Origin of the sequence: Aeromonas sp. CD, from assembly GCF_033349375.1 — a bacterium.
GTDB lineage: Bacteria > Pseudomonadota > Gammaproteobacteria > Enterobacterales > Aeromonadaceae > Aeromonas > Aeromonas hydrophila.
The window spans coordinates 3,474,497-3,489,747 of the sequence record NZ_CP137631.1; the positions used below are offsets into that span (position 1 = coordinate 3,474,497).

The following is a 15,251-nucleotide window of genomic DNA, read 5'->3' on the forward strand; positions in this document are numbered from 1 at the left end:
GGTATCACAAAGTAACAAAGTGTTATTTTTCGTTATAAAATAATTTCAAGCCAGCATTGACGCGGCTTGTAGAGCGATAACGGAAAAGAGTTGAGGCAGACACCGAATACTGCACAGAAAATTGACCTGGATTAAACCATTGCAGGTCTGATTTCGTTACTTTACAACATATCCATACTGACACGGTGCGAGAAGGAAGCGTCAAAAGCATCCCTCACACCAAAAAATATCAATAATATGGGGTGAAACCATGTACGAGAAGTCTGTTGTTATTACTGCTGAAAACGGCCTGCACACCCGTCCGGCAGCTCAGTTCGTGAAAGAAGCCAAAGAATTCCAAAGCGAGATCACTGTGGTCTCCGGTGGCAAATCCGCCAGCGCCAAGAGCCTGTTCAAGCTGCAGACCCTGGGCCTGACCAAAGGCACCAACGTGACCATCCAGGCCGACGGCCCGGACGCTCAGAAAGCCGTTGAGAAGCTGGTTGCCCTGATGGACGAGCTGGAGTAATCCAGCTTTATTCCTCCCCCACAGTCGTTTTAATAGGAAGGATTATGATATCTGGCATTCTTGCGTCCCCCGGTATCGCATTCGGCAAGGCGCTTCTTCTGAAAGAAGATGAAATCGTTATCAATCAGGGCAAAATTGCTGCCGAACAGATTGATGCCGAAATCAACCGCTTCCTCGAAGCCCGCACCAAGTCAGCCGCACAGCTGGAAGCCATCAAAGAGATGGCCGGTCGCACCTTCGGTGAAGAAAAAGAGGCCATCTTCGAAGGCCACATCATGCTGCTCGAAGATGAAGAGCTGGAAGGGGATATCAGATCCTTCATCAAAGACAACAAGGCCAGCGCCGACAAGGCCATCTACGAGGTCATCGAGCAGTACGCGAAGATGATGGCCGAGCTGGATGACCCCTATCTGCGCGAGCGCGCCACCGACTTCCGTGACATCGGCACCCGTCTGGTCAAGAATGTACTGGGCATCGCCGTTGTCAACCTGAGCACCATCGACGAAGAGGTGATCCTGGTCGCCAAAGACCTGACCCCGTCCGAAACCGCTCAGATCAACCTGAAATACGTGCTGGGTTTCGTCACCGACATCGGTGGCCGTACTTCCCACACCTCCATCATGGCCCGCTCCCTGGAGCTGCCGGCCATCGTGGGCACCAACGACATCACCGAGCGCGTCAAGAATGGTGACGTGCTGGTGCTGGACGCGATCAACAACCAGATCATCATCAATCCGACTGCCGAACAGCTGAACGAAGCCAAGCAATTCCAGGCCCAGTTCCAGGCCGAGAAAGATGAACTGGCCAAGCTCAAAGATCTGCCTGCCATCACGCTGGATGGCCATCAGGTCGAAGTGTGCGCCAACATCGGTACCGTCAAGGATACCGAAGGTGCCATCCGCAATGGCGCCGAAGGCGTGGGTCTGTACCGTACCGAGTTCCTGTTCATGGACCGTGACGCGCTGCCGACCGAAGACGAGCAGTTCAAAGCCTACAAAGAAGTGGCCGAAGCGATGCCGGATCAGCCGATCATCGTGCGCACCATGGACATCGGCGGCGACAAAGAACTGCCCTACATGAATTTCCCGAAAGAGATGAACCCCTTCCTGGGCTGGCGTGCCGTGCGGATCTTCTTCGATCGCGCCGACATCATGCACGCCCAGCTGCGGGCCATCCTGCGTGCGTCTGCCTTCGGCAAACTGCGCATCATGTTCCCGATGATCATCTCTGTCGAAGAGTTCCGCAGCCTGAAGGCTACCGTAGAGACGCTGAAAGCCGAACTGCGTGCCGAAGGCAAAGCCTTTGATGAATCCATCGAAGTGGGTATCATGATCGAGACCCCGGCTGCTGCCGTGATGGCTCATCATCTGGCCAAGGAAGTGGATTTCTTCAGTATCGGTACCAACGACCTGACCCAGTACACCCTGGCTGTCGACCGTGGTAACGAGATGATTTCCGCCATGTACAACCCGCTGTCACCCTCCGTCCTGACGCTGATCAAGATGGTTATCGATGCATCCCACGCCGAAGGCAAGTGGACCGGTATGTGTGGTGAACTGGCTGGTGACGAGCGTGCCACCCTGCTGCTACTGGGTATGGGTCTGGATGAGTTCTCCATGAGCGCCATCTCTGTACCGCGTATCAAGAAGCTTATCCGCAACACCAACTTCGAAGATGTGAAGGCCATGGCTGATCAAGCGCTGAGCTTTGCCACCGCCGCCGAAATCGAAGCCTGTGTAGATAACTTTATTAAGCAGAAGGCAGTCTGCTAAGATCGGCTGCAAACAGCGACAATCATCTCTAGGAGCTTTTACTATGGGTCTGTTTGATAAACTGAAGAAACTGGTTTCCGATGACAGTTCTGATACCGGCGGCATCGAAATTTTTGCCCCGCTGTCAGGCGAAATCGTACCGATCGAAGATGTACCCGACGTAGTCTTCGCCGAGAAGATCGTCGGCGACGGCATCGCCATCAAGCCGGCTGGCAACAAGATGGTTGCGCCGTGCGACGGCACCATCGGCAAGATCTTCGAGACCAACCACGCGTTCTCGCTGGAATCTGACTCTGGTATCGAGCTGTTCGTTCACTTCGGTATCGACACCGTTGAACTGAAAGGCGAAGGCTTCAAGCGCATCGCCCAGGAAGGTCAACAGGTCAAGCGCGGTGACACCATCATCGAGTTCGATCTGGCCGTTCTGGAAGCCAAAGCCAAATCTACCCTGACTCCGGTGGTCATCTCCAACATGGACGAGATCAAAGAGCTGGTGAAGATGACAGGTGCCGTGACCGTGGGCGAGACCCCGGTGATCCGCATCAAGAAATAAGGCCGCATGGGCCGAGCGCCCGTCGCCGCAACAAAAAACCGAAGCCCTGGCTTCGGTTTTTTTATGGGCGTTTTCCGGCTAGGCCCTGCCAAATACCACCCGGTTGCGGCCGTTGCTCTTGGCCTGGTAGAGCGCCTTGTCCGCCACCTGCAGCAGGCTGTCGCAGCTCTTGCACTCGCCTCGGGTGGCACAGCCCAGACTCATCGTCAGGGAAAAACTCTGCCCCTCCCACGCCACCACATGGTCGACAAACTGCCGGCGCAACTGCTCGGCTCGCTCGACCACCTGTTCGGCATCCACCCCAGGCAGGATCAACAGAAACTCCTCCCCGCCCCAGCGGGCCAGATGCTCTGCGGGCTGCAGCTGCTGCGCCATGATGCGGGCCACCTCGCACAACGCCGCATCCCCGGCGGGATGACCGTAGCGGTCATTGATCTGCTTGAAGTGGTCGATATCGCACAGGATCACCGAGAAGGGCTCCCCCTGCAGCCAGAGCGCCTGCAACTGCTGCCCGGCGGCACGCCGATTGCCGAGCTCGGTCAGCGGATCGGTGCAGGAGAGCCGGCTCACCTCCTCTATCATGCAGTGCAGGTCGTGGATGTCGCGCAGCGTCACTATGTGCCAGCCCGGCATGGCATCCGCCGTCAGCTGGGCCGTGATGGTAAACCAGCGCTGCTGGCCGCTCTTGCAGTAGAGACAGGCGTTCATCTCGGCCACCGCCGCGCCGTTGGCCAGACTGGTCATCACCGCCTGATTCCAGCTCTCAATCGCCTGGGCCCTGCTCTCTTCATCGCGATAGACGGTGGCAAACCAGCTGGCCATGTCGGGCAGATCCGTCAGGTCGTAGCCCAGCTGAGTCACGAAGGCCCGGTTCACGAACCTGTGATGACGGGCCGGGATCTCCGACAGTCGGGTGGGTATGCTGCCCAGCGTCTCGCTGCAGGCGGATTCCGATATCAGGATCGGAAACGGGATCACGTCGAAGGAGCGAAACAGGATCTGCTGCAGCTCGGTCAGGATCACAGGATCGGTGATGTTCAAGGTAACTCCTTTACCAAGGTACCGTTCCAAGGTAAGTGAGCGCTGATCGCGGGTAAAGCGCTCATTGCGCGGCTCTGACCGCCTTGGTCGCAGCATTTTCTCCCGGTTGCCACTCCTGATAGGGACCGTGAATGCCGGAGTAGATCTTGTCGAGCTGACCGGAGGCCCTGAGCCGCTCGATGGACTGGGTCAGGAAGCGGTCGACCGCATCCCCTTTCGGCCCCTTGGGGATGATGAACACATCGTCGAACTCGCCGAAATAGACCCGGTGGATATTGGTCAGCCCCATCTTGCGCAGGGTGAAATCCGCCTCCTCCTGCGCCCACAGAAAGGCATCGATGCGGCCCCGGCTCAACTTGCCGAGGGATTGCTCGAGCGAGAGGGAGCGCTTGACCGAGAAGGGCCAGAAGTCGGTCACCCCCTCGATGAGCAGATCCCGCTTGGTGTACTCGTAGCCCAGCACCATGGCGGGAGTAATGGGCGCCGCACTGTTGCTGTAGAGCACGTGGGTCACCTTGCCAAAGGTCGCCGAGCTGAAGCGATAGGGCAGCATGGACTCATCGATGTAGGGGTTGCGCAGCGCCGGCAGGTTGAAGTCCGCCTCCCCCACCACCACGCTGCGGGTGGCACGGGACATGGGGTAGACCATCACGCTCACCTCCACCCCGTCATCCAGCCCGGCGATGGCCTTGACCAGGTCGACGAAGGGACCGGTGCCGTTGGAATCGATGAGCCCCGGCAACAAACCAAGATAGGCTGAAAAATGAGTCGGTCGGCCAGGTTCTGCCGCAGCCAGCCGCTCCTCGTCGACCCCCATCATCCCCAGCAGCATGGCAAGCAGCATCAAGCCTGCCAGCACGCCCACTCTCAGATGCTTCATGATGCAACCTCTCACCACCCTGGCCGGCATGGCCCTGTTGATCAGAAGCATAGACTCGGCACCGAGTGTGTCGGGCGAGTTGCAAATAAGATGTTAAAACACACACCGAGATCAAGGTTTTGACACATCTGCGCGGTAACATGAAAAGGAATGGTGCGGGGGCAGGATGCCCGATGCGACCACCCTTGATGCAATGCGAGCCCCGAGAAGGATATGAGCATGTTGAAAAATACCGAACAACGTTATGGCAGCCTGAGCATAGGGCTGCACTGGTTGACCCTGCTGCTGATGATCGCCGTCTATGCGCTGATGGAATTCAGGGGTATATTCCCCAAAGGGTCGGCCGGCCGCGACCTGATGAAGGAGTTTCACTTCATGGTGGGTCTGCTGATCCTGGCGCTGGTGGTCGTGCGCCTGCTGGTGCGCGTGGCTAGCCCCTCACCGCGTATCGTGCCCGAGCTCTCCCCCCTGATGCTCACACTGGCCAAGCTCGCCCACCTGGCGCTCTATGGCTTCCTGATCCTCACCCCGCTGCTGGGCTGGCTGCTGCTGAGCGCAGGCGGCAAACCCATCCCCTTCTTCGGCCTGGAACTCCCCGCCCTCATCGCCCCCGACGACGGCCTGAAGGGCACTATCAAGGAGCTGCACGAGACGCTTGCCAACATTGGCTATGCCCTGATTGCCCTGCACGCGGCGGCAGCCATCTACCACCACCATGTTCTCAAGGACAACACTCTGACCAATATGCTGCCCGAGCGGCGCAGTTGATCCCTCGCCAGCAAAGAGGGGCGTACTCGCCCCTCTTTTGATCAGGCCTGTTTGGCCACCACCTCGGCAGTATCGGCAGCCTTGTTTTTACCTTCAGGCTGTAGCTGCTTGACGTTGCCCTTGCTCTCGCCCTTCTGCTCCTCCTGAGACTGGGACTGGCCGACAAACTGTCCTCCTTTGCGGATGGAGAGGCTCCCGCCCTTGAACAACCCCTTCATCTTGCCGTTTTCGAGGATCTCCACCTCGCTTGAGGCGCAGGTGCCATCCAGAGTGCCATTGATGATCACGTGGGCGGCGCTGACATCCCCTTCAATCCGGCCGCCTTCCATGATGCGTACCGTCCCGCCGTTCAGTTGCAGCGTCCCGACGAACTGGCCATGCACCTCCAGATTGCCCTCCACCTGCAACTCGCCCTTGAAACGGGCCCCCTTGGCGATCACCGTGGTCGTGCTCCCTGCCCCGACCACCTCAGACTCATTGCGCTTTCGTCCAAACATCTTGGTTTTCTCCACCATCAACAGCAGCACCATCAGTAGCAACGGCACTATGGGTAATTTGTAATATGCAGATCCCGCCACATAGAGCAGCAACGCCAGGCCCCAGCAGAACCAGATGAGATACAGCGCGTCACTGCGTGGCCGCATCGCGATGCGAGCCAGGATCCTTTCAGGCATCAATGTCATTGACCATTCCCTCTTGCGGGCAGATGGATGCAAGACCGGGGTCAACCCCTCACTCTCGTTTCCCGCGATACGCGGGCATGGACCTAGCTCAAGCGACCAGATTGCCGAAACACTGAAACAAAAAAGCCCCGCCAGAAGGCGGGGCCGTGATTCATCAGCAAACAGAGGCAGGACTCAGGGCAGTACCACCCGGCTTTCGCCGCCGCCGAGGGCCTCCACCCGCACCTGCACGCCGATCCGCTCCACCAGGGTCTGCACGTGGGAGATGACTCCGATCTGGCGGCCGGCCGCCTGCAGGGAGTCGAGGCTGGAGAGCGCCAGATCCAGGCTGTCGGGATCGAGCGTGCCGAAGCCCTCGTCGATAAAGAGCGATTCGACCTGGGTCTGGCGCGACGACAGGCTGGAGAGAGCTAGCGCCAGCGCCAGCGACACCAGAAAACTCTCGCCGCCGGAGAGGGAATCCACCGAGCGCACCTCATCCCCCATGTCGAGATCCACCACCTGCAGCGCCAGATCGGTGCCGGGCACTCGCTCCAGCCGATAGCGGGGGGAGAGCTCGGCAAGCTGGGCGTTGGCCTCCAGCAGCAGCCGTTCCAGCGTGAGGCTCTGGGCGAAGGTACGCAGCTTGGCGCCGCTGGCCGAGCCGATGAGATCGGAGAGGCGCTGCCAGTGATCCGCCACCGCCTGCTGGGCGGCCAGCTCCTCCTGCAAGGTGCCCGCCTTGAGGGCGGCTGCCTCGGCCTGGGCCAGCGTACTCTTGCACTGGAACAGCTGCTCGTCGAGGGCGCGGCAGTGCGCCTCCAGCGCCGTCAGCCGGCTGGCGAGATCCTGTGGCGCCAACGCGGCCAGCTCGGGGTGATGCTCGCGGTAACGATCCCGCTTGCTCTCCTCCAGCGCCAGTGCCCGCTGCCGCTCGGTCAAACGGGTACGCGCCTCGGCGCGGGCATCCTCCAGCGCCTGCAAGGCGGCACGGCGCCCCTTGAGCTCATCCGGGCTCATGGCCAGCAGGCGGCGCAGGTCATATTCGGCGATACCGAGACTGCTGGCGTGGGCAGCCCAGCGCCCCAGCACCTCCCGCCGCCGCCGACTGCTCACCTGTTTCTCCTGCTCCAGATGGCTGAGACGGGTCTTGAGCTCGGTCTGGCGCTCGCGCAAGGCGCGGGCCGCCCCCTGCATCGTCTCCAGCTCGCTGGCCAGCTGCTGCAGCCGCTGCTGCCAGCGATGCTCGACCAGGGCTATCTCCTCGCCCCCCAGACAGGTGGCACGGCTGGTGACCAGCCCCTGCCGCTGTTGTTCATGCTCCTTGTAGTCGCGCTCGAGCTTGTGCAGCAGCTCGCGCTGGGTCTGCAGGCGCGCCTCCTGGGCGCTCAGGGCCGGGGTGAGGCTGGCAATCTCGCCGGCCAGCCGCTCCCACTCGCTCTGGCCGTGCAGCCAGGCCTCGCAGGCCCGCTGCCACTCGTGCCACTGCTGGCTGCCGAGCCACTGGCGCCAGGGCTGGCCCCCCATCTGTTCGTCGAGCCGGCTGCCCCCCTGCTCAAGGCGCTGGCGCAGGGTCGTTTCCTGCTCGCCCATCGCCTTCACCTCCCCTTCCAGGGCGATGCGCTGGCGGTCGGCCTCCTGCCACTGCTGCTCGAACTGCTGATGCTGGCTGGCCAGTTGGCTCAGTTGCTGACGCACGGCCTGCAACTGCTGCTGGCCGAGCTGGGCCTCGCGCAGTTGCTGCTGGCTGCGGGCCAGCCCCTGCTCCAGACTCTGGCCGCGGCCGAGCAGGGTACTCATCAGTTCGTTCCACTCGATCGGGCTCTGACGCAGCGGCAACGGATGGCCCAGCAGTTCGGCACCGCCGAGCTGCTGCCAGCGCTGGGTCAGCTGCTCGGCGCGCGTCTCCAGCTCAGGCAGATGTTGCTGGCGCACCGCCAGCTGGCGAGCCAGCTCCTGGCGTTCGCTCTCGCACTGAATGTATTGGTGATTGAGCCGATCCCACTCGAGCTCCAGGCTGCGGACGCGCTCCGCCAACTGCCCCAGAATACCCGCCACCTGTGGCTGACTCTGGTGATAGGGGTGCTCCTCGGCGCCGCAGAGCGGGCAAGGTTCACCGTCGCGCAGGATGTGGCGATGCTGCTCGAAACTGGCGATGGCGCGAGACTGCTCCAGCGCGTGGCGTGCCTCGTCTCGTTGCAGGGCGAGCCGCTCGCGGGCCGGCGTCAACTCGTCGCCGAGGATGGCCAGCTTGCCGAGCGCCTGCTCCAGCTGGGCGATCTCCTGCTGCAGGCGACCATGCTGCTCGCCGTGATTGCGGCCATAGTCGGCCAGCTCCAGCAGCTGGCGCAGCTGGCCCAGCTGCTCGGTCTGCCCTTGCCACTGCTCCTGCGCCTTGGCCAGACGCCCCTCCCACTGCAGCTCCTGCAGCTCGTGCTGTTGCTGCTGCAGCCGCTCCTGCTCGCGCTGCCAGTAGTCGCGCTCCTGCTGCCCCTGCTCCAGCTGGTGCTGCAACTGCCTGAGGGCGCGCAGCTTGTGTTCGCGCAGGGTAAGGAGCTGCTGCAGCCTGTCGGCATCCTCGGCCCAATCCTGCATGGCAGTGAGCAGAGGCTGCCACTGGCGGGCCACCGGCGCCAGCTCCTTGTGCTCCTCAAGCCAGGCACCCCACTGCAGGTGCTGGGCCTGGAGCTGCTCCACCTGCTGGCGCTGCTGGCGCCAGCCCTGCTCCAGGGTAAGCTGCACCTCCCGCTCCTGCGCGCCCTCCTGCTGGATCTTCTGCAGTTGCTGCTGCTTTTCCCGAATGCGGGTATCGAGCTCCTGCGCCCGTTTGAGTTCAGGCTGCAGGGCGCCCCACTCGCGCTCGGCGGCGATCTTCTCCGCCAGCAACTGCTGTTCGGTGAGGGCGCTCTGCTGGGTCTGCTCCTCCAGCTTGCCAAGTTCGGGACCAAACTCGGCCAGCGCCTTCTCCTGCTGCTGCACCTCCAGGGTGAGGCGGGCCAGCTCGTCGTGATCGGCGCGGGCCACCTGGGCCTGCTCGGCGCGGGAGAACTCCTCGCGCTCGGGGGCGGCCGCAGCGTGGGCCGCCTCAGTCGCGGCAAGGGCCGCCTCTCCCTCCTGACAGGCCTGCACCTGGGCGGCGATACGGCCGTTGAGATCGCGCAAGTCCTGCATCAGCTGCTGTTGCTGCTGCTCGTGTTTGAGGCTGGTGGCGAGGCTGACCTGCTGGCTAACCCACTGCTCGCGGGTCGCCTCGTCCATCAGTGCCACGTCGCCGAGCCGCTGGCTGATGGCGGCCAGTTTCTGCTGCTCCTCCCGCGCCCGCTCATGAGTCTGAACCGAAATGGCGGAGTAAAGCTCGGTGCCGGTCATCCGTTCGAGCAGGGCTGAACGCTCGTCGGCGCTCGATTTGAGGAAGGCGGCAAACTCCCCCTGCGGCAGGATGACGGCGCGGCGAAACTGCTCCCAGGAGAGCCCCACCAGCTCGTCGATGCGATCCTGCAGCTCCCGCTTGCTGCCACTGAACACCTGACCCGACGCCACGTCGGTCAGGCTGCGCTCCTGGGCCTGAAAGCGCCCCTCGGCGCGGTTGCGGGCCCGGCGCACCGCCCAGCGGGCCAGCCAGATGCGGCCGTCACAGCCGCGAAACTGCACCTCGGCAAAACAGCTGGCATGGCCGCGGCTGAGGATGTTTTTCACATCATTGGCGGTTAACTTTTCTTTTTCGTCTTCATCTGCTCGGCCAATTTTCTCAACATTCTTGCGGTTGGCGATAAAGCGCGGCATCTCGTCGTAGAGCGCCAGACAGATGGCATCGAGCAGGGTGCTCTTGCCGGCGCCGGTATTGCCGGTGATGGCAAACAGGCCGGCGGCCCCCAGGGCGCCACCGGCAAAATCGATGGTGAATTGACCGGTCAGGCTGGCCAGATTCTCCCCTGACAGCGACAAGATTTTCATTGGCTAGACTCCTTCACCTGCTCCAGGATCTCTTCAAACGACGCCACCAGCTCGGCCTCCGGCTCCCCGTCAAACTGACGCTGATAGCAGAGGCGAAACACCTCGCTGGGGGAGAGTTCATCGAGCCGGCGCTGGCCGGCACCGTCCGCCAGTCCCTGGCCCGAGCCCTGATAACTGGTCGTGATGCGGGCAAGGCGCACCGGCTTGTCGCCGATGGCGACCAGCACGCGCTCGCGGATGCGGGCCTCGGGTTTGGGCAACAGCAGCCGCACCTCGAGGAAGGGCTGCGCCTGCTGCGGGCAAGCGGGTAGCTCCAGCGCCTCAATGGCCTGGAGCGCCTCGTCGAGGCCGCTCTGGGGCAGCCGGATCATCTCCACCGCGCGGGGCACCGGGATCCGCTCAAGCCGGGCCAGCTTGCCCCCCTCAAACGTCACCTCCAGCACCTGATGGTTGTAGTTCGCCTCGGCCAGCGAGAGCGGCAGCGGCGAGCCGCTGTAGTGCACCCCCTCGGCCGGGCTCTGGGCCAGGTGCAAATGACCCAGCGCCGTGTAGTCGGCGGCGGCAAACAGCTCGGCAGGCAGGGCATGCTGGTTGCCGCCGAGCACCCGCCGCTCGGAGAGCTCGGAGAGCTGGCCCGCCGCCAGATAGGCGTGGCCCATGGCGATGAGGGCCTGATCCGGATTGCAGCGCGCACGCCCCTCGCTCAGCACCGCCTCATAGACCTGGCGTACCCCTTCGATGAGTCTGTCCTGCCCCTCGCTGAGCCCGTCGGGGCGCAGATCGCTGCTGCGCAGAAACGGCACGGCGGCGCACCAGGCGGCCACCTCACCATCCTTGCCTCGCAGCGGCACCAGCAGACGCTCGGTCTCGAGGCGCCCCTCGTCGTCCCGGCTGATGCTGCCCACCAGATGCAGGTCGAAGGCGCGCAGCAGCTCGTGAGGGGCATCCAGCTTGGAGGGAGAGTCATGGTTGCCGCCGATCAGCACCATCTCCAGTGCCGGGTGCTCGGCGCGCAGCCGCGCCAGAAAACGGTAGAGCTGCTGCCAGGCGCTGGCGGGGGGATTGGCGGTATCGAACAGATCGCCCGCCACCAGCAGGGCGTCGATGTCGCGGCGCTTGATGGTGTCGGCCAGCCAGTCGAGAAAGGCATCGTGTTCAAAACGGCGATCGTGGCCATGGAGTTGATGGCCAAGATGCCAGTCGGCGGTATGCAGGATCTTCATGAAAAACGGCTCGTATGGAGGAGGTGTCAGCGGCACCCGATGCAGACAAGATGAGGATATGCCTCCCCTTTTTCAAGCCATACCCGGCGCGGCCGGCAGAGTCAGGCGGGCTCGCAGCACATCTGGTACTGGGAATGGCCGGTGAGGGGATCGGCCACCTCCCCCTCGATCACGAAACCGTGGCGACGATAGAAGCGCACCGCCAGATCGTTTTCCACGAACACCCGCGCATGCAGTCGGGCCCCCTTGGATTTGGCCTCCTGCAGCAGGGCATGGCCCACCCCCCGCCCCTGGCGGTCGGGGCGCACGAACAGGGCCGCCAGATAGTCATCCACCAGCGCCATGAAACCGAGCAGCTCGCCGCGCTCCTCGAACACCCAGATGCGGGCGTGATCGAGATAGCGGGTGCGCAGATCTTCCTGGGCCTGCCACCAGCAGGAGGCATCGACAAAGTCGTGGGCCTGCAGGGAGGCCAGCAACCAGATTTCGACGATCTCGTCCATGTCGTCGGACCGACTCGCCCTCAGCATATTGGTATCCTTGTTAACAACCTGAACATCCGCAGTCTAGGGGAGTTTGATGACGGCTTTGGGGACGAATATGACTCCCTGTGAAGTCGATCGCCCTTTATTTAACAAGAATGATTGGCTGATCACAAAGCGCCTCTCTAGTACAATGCCCGCCGGACAATCTATGAGACCGAGGACGCCATGTGGTTTAAAAACCTGCAGATTTATCGCTTTACCCGCCCCTTCGAGCTGACCGTCGAGCAGCTGGAAACCCAGCTGGAAGCCTGTGCCTTCACCCCGTGCGGCAGCCAGGACATCTCCCGGTTCGGGTGGGTCAAGCCCCTTGGCAAATTCGGCTCCACCCTGACCCACTCCGCCGCCGGCCACATCCTCATCTGTGCCCGCAAGGAAGAGAAGATGCTGCCCGGCACCGTGGTCAAGGAGATGCTGGCGGAGAAAGTAGAAGCGATCGAGTTCGAGCAGGGCCGCGCCCTCAAGAAGAAAGAGAAGGAAGCGCTCAAGGAGGAGATCCTCCACACCCTGCTGCCGCGCGCCTTCAGCCGCACCAGCCAGACCTTCGCCTGGATCAATCCGGCCGACAACCTGATGGTGGTGGACGCGGGCTCCGCCAAGAAGGCGGATGACCTGCTGGCCCTGCTGCGCAAATCCATCGGCACCCTGCCGGTGGTGCCGGTGGCCCTCAAGAACCCGCCCGAGATCACCATGACCGAGTGGCTGAACGAGGGCAACCTGCCCGCCTCCTTCACCCTGGAGGACGAGGCCGAGCTGCGCAGCGCCATGGAGCACGGTGGCATCATCCGCTGCAAGCAGCAGGATCTGATGACAGACGAGATCAAGAACCACCTGGCCAACGACAAGCTGGTCACCAAGCTGGCCCTCAACTGGGGCGAAACCCTGAGCTTCGTGCTGGGGGACGATCTCTCCATCAAGCGCCTGAAATTCAGCGAAGAGCTGCGCGAGCAAAACGACGACGTCACCAGCGAAGATCCAGCCGCCCGTCTGGATGCCGACTTCGCCCTGGTCACCGCCGAGCTGGCCCAGTTCATCCCGGCCCTGTTTGCCGCCCTGGGCGGTGAAGAGCAGTCCATCTAAGCGAATTGGCCCAGCCTGATTGCAAAAAGCCGCCTCCGGGCGGTTTTTTTTATGGGCGTACGCAGGCGTGACTTGTTGATAGATGAGTAACTTGTTGATCTGATTCAACAACTTGAGTCATTAGCGCCAATCGTGACATAGTCGCCCTTCATGCTCATAAAACAGACAAGGAGAGTGTCATGTTGCGCAAACCACTGGGGCTGGCCATCGCCCTCGCTCTGCTGGCCGGCTGCGCCGCTCAGCAGAGCCTGCAAGCGCCCCCCGCCCACACCCTGATCGCACCGGAGGCCGCCAGCGGCTGGCAGGACAAGCAGGGCTGGCAAGGCCGCGACTTCATGGTGGCCGCCGCCAACCCGCTGGCGGTGGAAACGGGCTACCAGATGATCCAGGCCGGTGGCAGCGCGGTGGACGCCGCCATCGCGGTGCAGCTGGTGTTGACCCTGGTGGAACCGCAATCCTCCGGCATCGGCGGCGGCTCCCTCATGCTGGTGTGGGATGGCCAGAAAGTTGCGGCGGTGGATGGCCGCGAGACAGCCCCCGCCGCCGCTACCGATCAGCTGTTCATGAAGGATGGCAAGCCGATGGCCTTCTACGACGGCGTGGTGGGCGGGCGCTCGGTGGGCGCCCCCGGCACGGTGCGGGCACTGGCGCTGGCCCACCAGCGTTACGGCAAGCTGCCCTGGGCTGCGCTGTTCGAGCCCGCCATCACCCTCGCGGAGCAGGGATTCGTGATAAGCCCGCGGCTGGCCGCGCTGCTGGCCAAGGACCCTTACCTTGCCAAGGACCCGGACGCGCGGGCCTACTTCTATCAGGCCGACGGCAGCCCCAAACCAGCGGGCAGCCGACTGACCAACCCGGCACTGGCCAAGGTGCTGCGAACCCTGGCAAGCCAGGGGCCGGACGCCTTCTATCGCGGCCCGCTGGCCGAGGCCATGGTGGCCAAGGTGCACGCCCACCCAACCAACCCCGGAGTGCTGAGCGCCGTCGATCTCGCCAGCTACCGCGCCAAGCTGCGCGACGGCCTCTGCTTTGACTATCGCCAGAGCCGGGTATGCGGCTTCCCGGCCCCCTCGTCCGGCACCATTGCCCTCGGCCAGATCTTCGGCATGCTGGAGAGCCGCGACATGGCGGCCCTCAAACCGGTGCAGGGGGAGCAGGGCCAGCCGGCCGCCTCCGCCGAGGCGATCCACCTCTACAGCGAGGCGGCGCGGCTCGCCTTTGCCGATCGCAACCAGTACCTGGCGGACAGCGACTATGTGGCGGTCCCCGTCAGTGGCCTGCTCGACAAGCACTATCTGGCCCGCCGCGGCGCCCTCATCGGTGAGCGTTCCATGGGCCTGGCCAAAGCGGGCACCCCGCCACTGGCGCCGGCTCGCGGCCAGGATGCCACCCCGGAGCTCCCCTCCACCAGCCATGTCTCCATCGTCGACAGGGCGGGGATGGCGGTCTCCATGACCAGCTCCATCGAAGACGGCTTCGGCTCGCGGCTGATGGTCAACGGCTACCTGCTCAACAACCAGCTCACCGACTTCTCCTTCACCTCGCTGGACGCCGCCGGGCTGCCGGTGGCCAACCGGGTGGAGCCGGGCAAGCGGCCGCGCTCCTCCATGTCCCCCCTGCTGGTATTTGACAAGAGCAGCGGCGAGCTGGAGATGAGCCTGGGCTCGCCGGGGGGCTCCGCCATCATCAACTACGTGGGCAAGACGTTGCTGGGCACCCAGGATTGGGGGCTCAACCTGCAGCAGGCGATCAATCTGCCCAACTTCGGCAGTCGCAACGGCCCTACCGAGCTGGAGGCGGGTCGCACCCCAGCCGCCGTAGTCGAGGCGCTCAAGGCGAAGGGGCACGAGGTGGTGCTGAGCGAGCAGACCTCGGGCCTGCAGGGCGTGCAGCGCAACGCCGGTGGCTGGCTTGGCGCTGCCGATCCGCGCCGGGAGGGGATCGCCAAGGGCCAGTGAGCGCGGCTAACTCTGCACTCGGAACCTCATGCAGCGAGCGGCCAGTCGGCCGCTTTTTTATTCTCCACCCTCCTCCAGCTATGGCCGGAAAAACCATCATCGATTGATTACTGTTGCCAACCTGAGCACCAGAGAAGCGCGCTTTCGCCTCAAAACAGCCACTTATACAGTTTTAATCGCAAATTAAGTCTTAGATGTGGATAAATATTGTTTTTCTACCAAAAACGTATTATTTTTCAACAGAAACGGCAACTGTTGTCCCCCAGACACACCCTCTGTGCATGCGGCCAGCATCTGTCTCTTTCGCCCC

12 protein-coding genes are annotated in these 15,251 nt (G+C 62.8%); 6 read left to right on the plus strand and 6 right to left on the minus strand.

What is annotated here, in order from left to right:
* The first annotated feature begins 250 nt into the window (after positions 1-250).
* The 3 genes from R2E40_RS16050 to crr are packed head-to-tail and all read left to right on the plus strand — an operon-like array spanning position 251 to position 2,833.
* The gene (locus tag R2E40_RS16050; protein WP_005303128.1) at positions 251-508 is read left to right on the plus strand and encodes an HPr family phosphocarrier protein; all 258 of its coding nucleotides are present in this window, start codon (positions 251-253) and stop codon (positions 506-508) included.
* A gap of 44 nt (positions 509-552) precedes the next feature.
* Positions 553-2,280: a phosphoenolpyruvate-protein phosphotransferase PtsI gene (gene ptsI / locus R2E40_RS16055; RefSeq protein ID WP_318163884.1), complete on the plus strand. Its 1,728-nt coding sequence runs from the start codon at positions 553-555 to the stop codon at positions 2,278-2,280.
* A 43-nt stretch (positions 2,281-2,323) separates the two neighbouring features.
* Entirely contained in the window at positions 2,324-2,833 is a 510-nt protein-coding gene (gene crr / locus R2E40_RS16060) for a PTS glucose transporter subunit IIA (RefSeq protein WP_005303134.1), read from the plus strand.
* Positions 2,834-2,911: 78 nt separating this feature from the next.
* On the opposite strand, the gene R2E40_RS16065 is transcribed toward crr, so the two are convergent.
* Together R2E40_RS16065 and R2E40_RS16070 are read right to left on the minus strand one after the other, a co-directional pair.
* A complete protein-coding gene (locus R2E40_RS16065) occupies positions 2,912-3,874 on the minus strand; it encodes a GGDEF domain-containing protein (RefSeq protein WP_318163885.1) in 963 nt (320 codons plus the stop codon).
* A gap of 61 nt (positions 3,875-3,935) precedes the next feature.
* Positions 3,936-4,754, minus strand: a complete 819-nt coding sequence (locus R2E40_RS16070) for an ABC transporter substrate-binding protein (protein WP_318163886.1) — start codon at positions 4,752-4,754, stop codon at positions 3,936-3,938.
* 219 nt (positions 4,755-4,973) lie between these two features.
* Between R2E40_RS16070 and R2E40_RS16075 the strand changes: the two genes are divergently transcribed.
* The gene (locus tag R2E40_RS16075; RefSeq protein WP_318163887.1) at positions 4,974-5,522 is read left to right on the plus strand and encodes a cytochrome b; all 549 of its coding nucleotides are present in this window, start codon (positions 4,974-4,976) and stop codon (positions 5,520-5,522) included.
* A gap of 41 nt (positions 5,523-5,563) precedes the next feature.
* Here R2E40_RS16075 and R2E40_RS16080 read toward each other — a convergent pair whose 3' ends face one another.
* From R2E40_RS16080 to R2E40_RS16095, 4 genes are all read right to left on the minus strand, one after another.
* On the minus strand, positions 5,564-6,205 hold the full coding sequence (locus R2E40_RS16080; RefSeq protein WP_318163888.1) for a polymer-forming cytoskeletal protein: 642 nt from the start codon (positions 6,203-6,205) through the stop codon (positions 5,564-5,566).
* Between the two features lie 174 nt (positions 6,206-6,379).
* Positions 6,380-10,138: an AAA family ATPase gene (locus tag R2E40_RS16085; RefSeq protein WP_318163889.1), complete on the minus strand. Its 3,759-nt coding sequence runs from the start codon at positions 10,136-10,138 to the stop codon at positions 6,380-6,382.
* The gene (locus tag R2E40_RS16090) at positions 10,135-11,361 is read right to left on the minus strand and encodes an exonuclease SbcCD subunit D (RefSeq protein WP_318163890.1); all 1,227 of its coding nucleotides are present in this window, start codon (positions 11,359-11,361) and stop codon (positions 10,135-10,137) included. The genes R2E40_RS16085 and R2E40_RS16090 overlap by 4 nt, the downstream gene beginning before the upstream one ends.
* A gap of 101 nt (positions 11,362-11,462) precedes the next feature.
* Complete coding sequence (locus R2E40_RS16095; protein ID WP_045527681.1) at positions 11,463-11,891, minus strand: GNAT family N-acetyltransferase; 429 nt, start codon at positions 11,889-11,891, stop codon at positions 11,463-11,465.
* A 180-nt stretch (positions 11,892-12,071) separates the two neighbouring features.
* On the opposite strand from R2E40_RS16095, the gene rdgC reads away from it, so the two are divergent.
* Positions 12,072-12,983 (plus strand): recombination-associated protein RdgC, encoded by a 912-nt coding sequence (rdgC, locus tag R2E40_RS16100; protein ID WP_011706841.1) that lies wholly within the window; start codon positions 12,072-12,074, stop codon positions 12,981-12,983.
* 179 nt (positions 12,984-13,162) lie between these two features.
* Positions 13,163-14,941: a gamma-glutamyltransferase gene (ggt, locus tag R2E40_RS16105; RefSeq protein ID WP_318163891.1), complete on the plus strand. Its 1,779-nt coding sequence runs from the start codon at positions 13,163-13,165 to the stop codon at positions 14,939-14,941.
* The last annotated feature ends 310 nt before the right edge of the window (positions 14,942-15,251 follow it).

What these genes read in the sequence shown, in the direction of transcription:
- ptsI (WP_318163884.1), top strand. Translation starts at nt 553, where the DNA reads ATGATATCTGGCATTCTTGCGTCCCCCGGTATCGCATTCGGCAAGGCG.
- R2E40_RS16080 (WP_318163888.1), bottom strand. Translation starts at nt 6,205, where the DNA reads ATGACATTGATGCCTGAAAGGATCCTGGCTCGCATCGCGATGCGGCCA.
- crr (WP_005303134.1), top strand. Translation starts at nt 2,324, where the DNA reads ATGGGTCTGTTTGATAAACTGAAGAAACTGGTTTCCGATGACAGTTCT.
- R2E40_RS16070 (WP_318163886.1), bottom strand. Translation starts at nt 4,754, where the DNA reads ATGAAGCATCTGAGAGTGGGCGTGCTGGCAGGCTTGATGCTGCTTGCC.
- R2E40_RS16090 (WP_318163890.1), bottom strand. Translation starts at nt 11,361, where the DNA reads ATGAAGATCCTGCATACCGCCGACTGGCATCTTGGCCATCAACTCCAT.
- R2E40_RS16095 (WP_045527681.1), bottom strand. Translation starts at nt 11,891, where the DNA reads ATGCTGAGGGCGAGTCGGTCCGACGACATGGACGAGATCGTCGAAATC.
- R2E40_RS16075 (WP_318163887.1), top strand. Translation starts at nt 4,974, where the DNA reads ATGTTGAAAAATACCGAACAACGTTATGGCAGCCTGAGCATAGGGCTG.
- R2E40_RS16050 (WP_005303128.1), top strand. Translation starts at nt 251, where the DNA reads ATGTACGAGAAGTCTGTTGTTATTACTGCTGAAAACGGCCTGCACACC.
- R2E40_RS16085 (WP_318163889.1), bottom strand. Translation starts at nt 10,138, where the DNA reads ATGAAAATCTTGTCGCTGTCAGGGGAGAATCTGGCCAGCCTGACCGGT.
- rdgC (WP_011706841.1), top strand. Translation starts at nt 12,072, where the DNA reads ATGTGGTTTAAAAACCTGCAGATTTATCGCTTTACCCGCCCCTTCGAG.
- ggt (WP_318163891.1), top strand. Translation starts at nt 13,163, where the DNA reads ATGTTGCGCAAACCACTGGGGCTGGCCATCGCCCTCGCTCTGCTGGCC.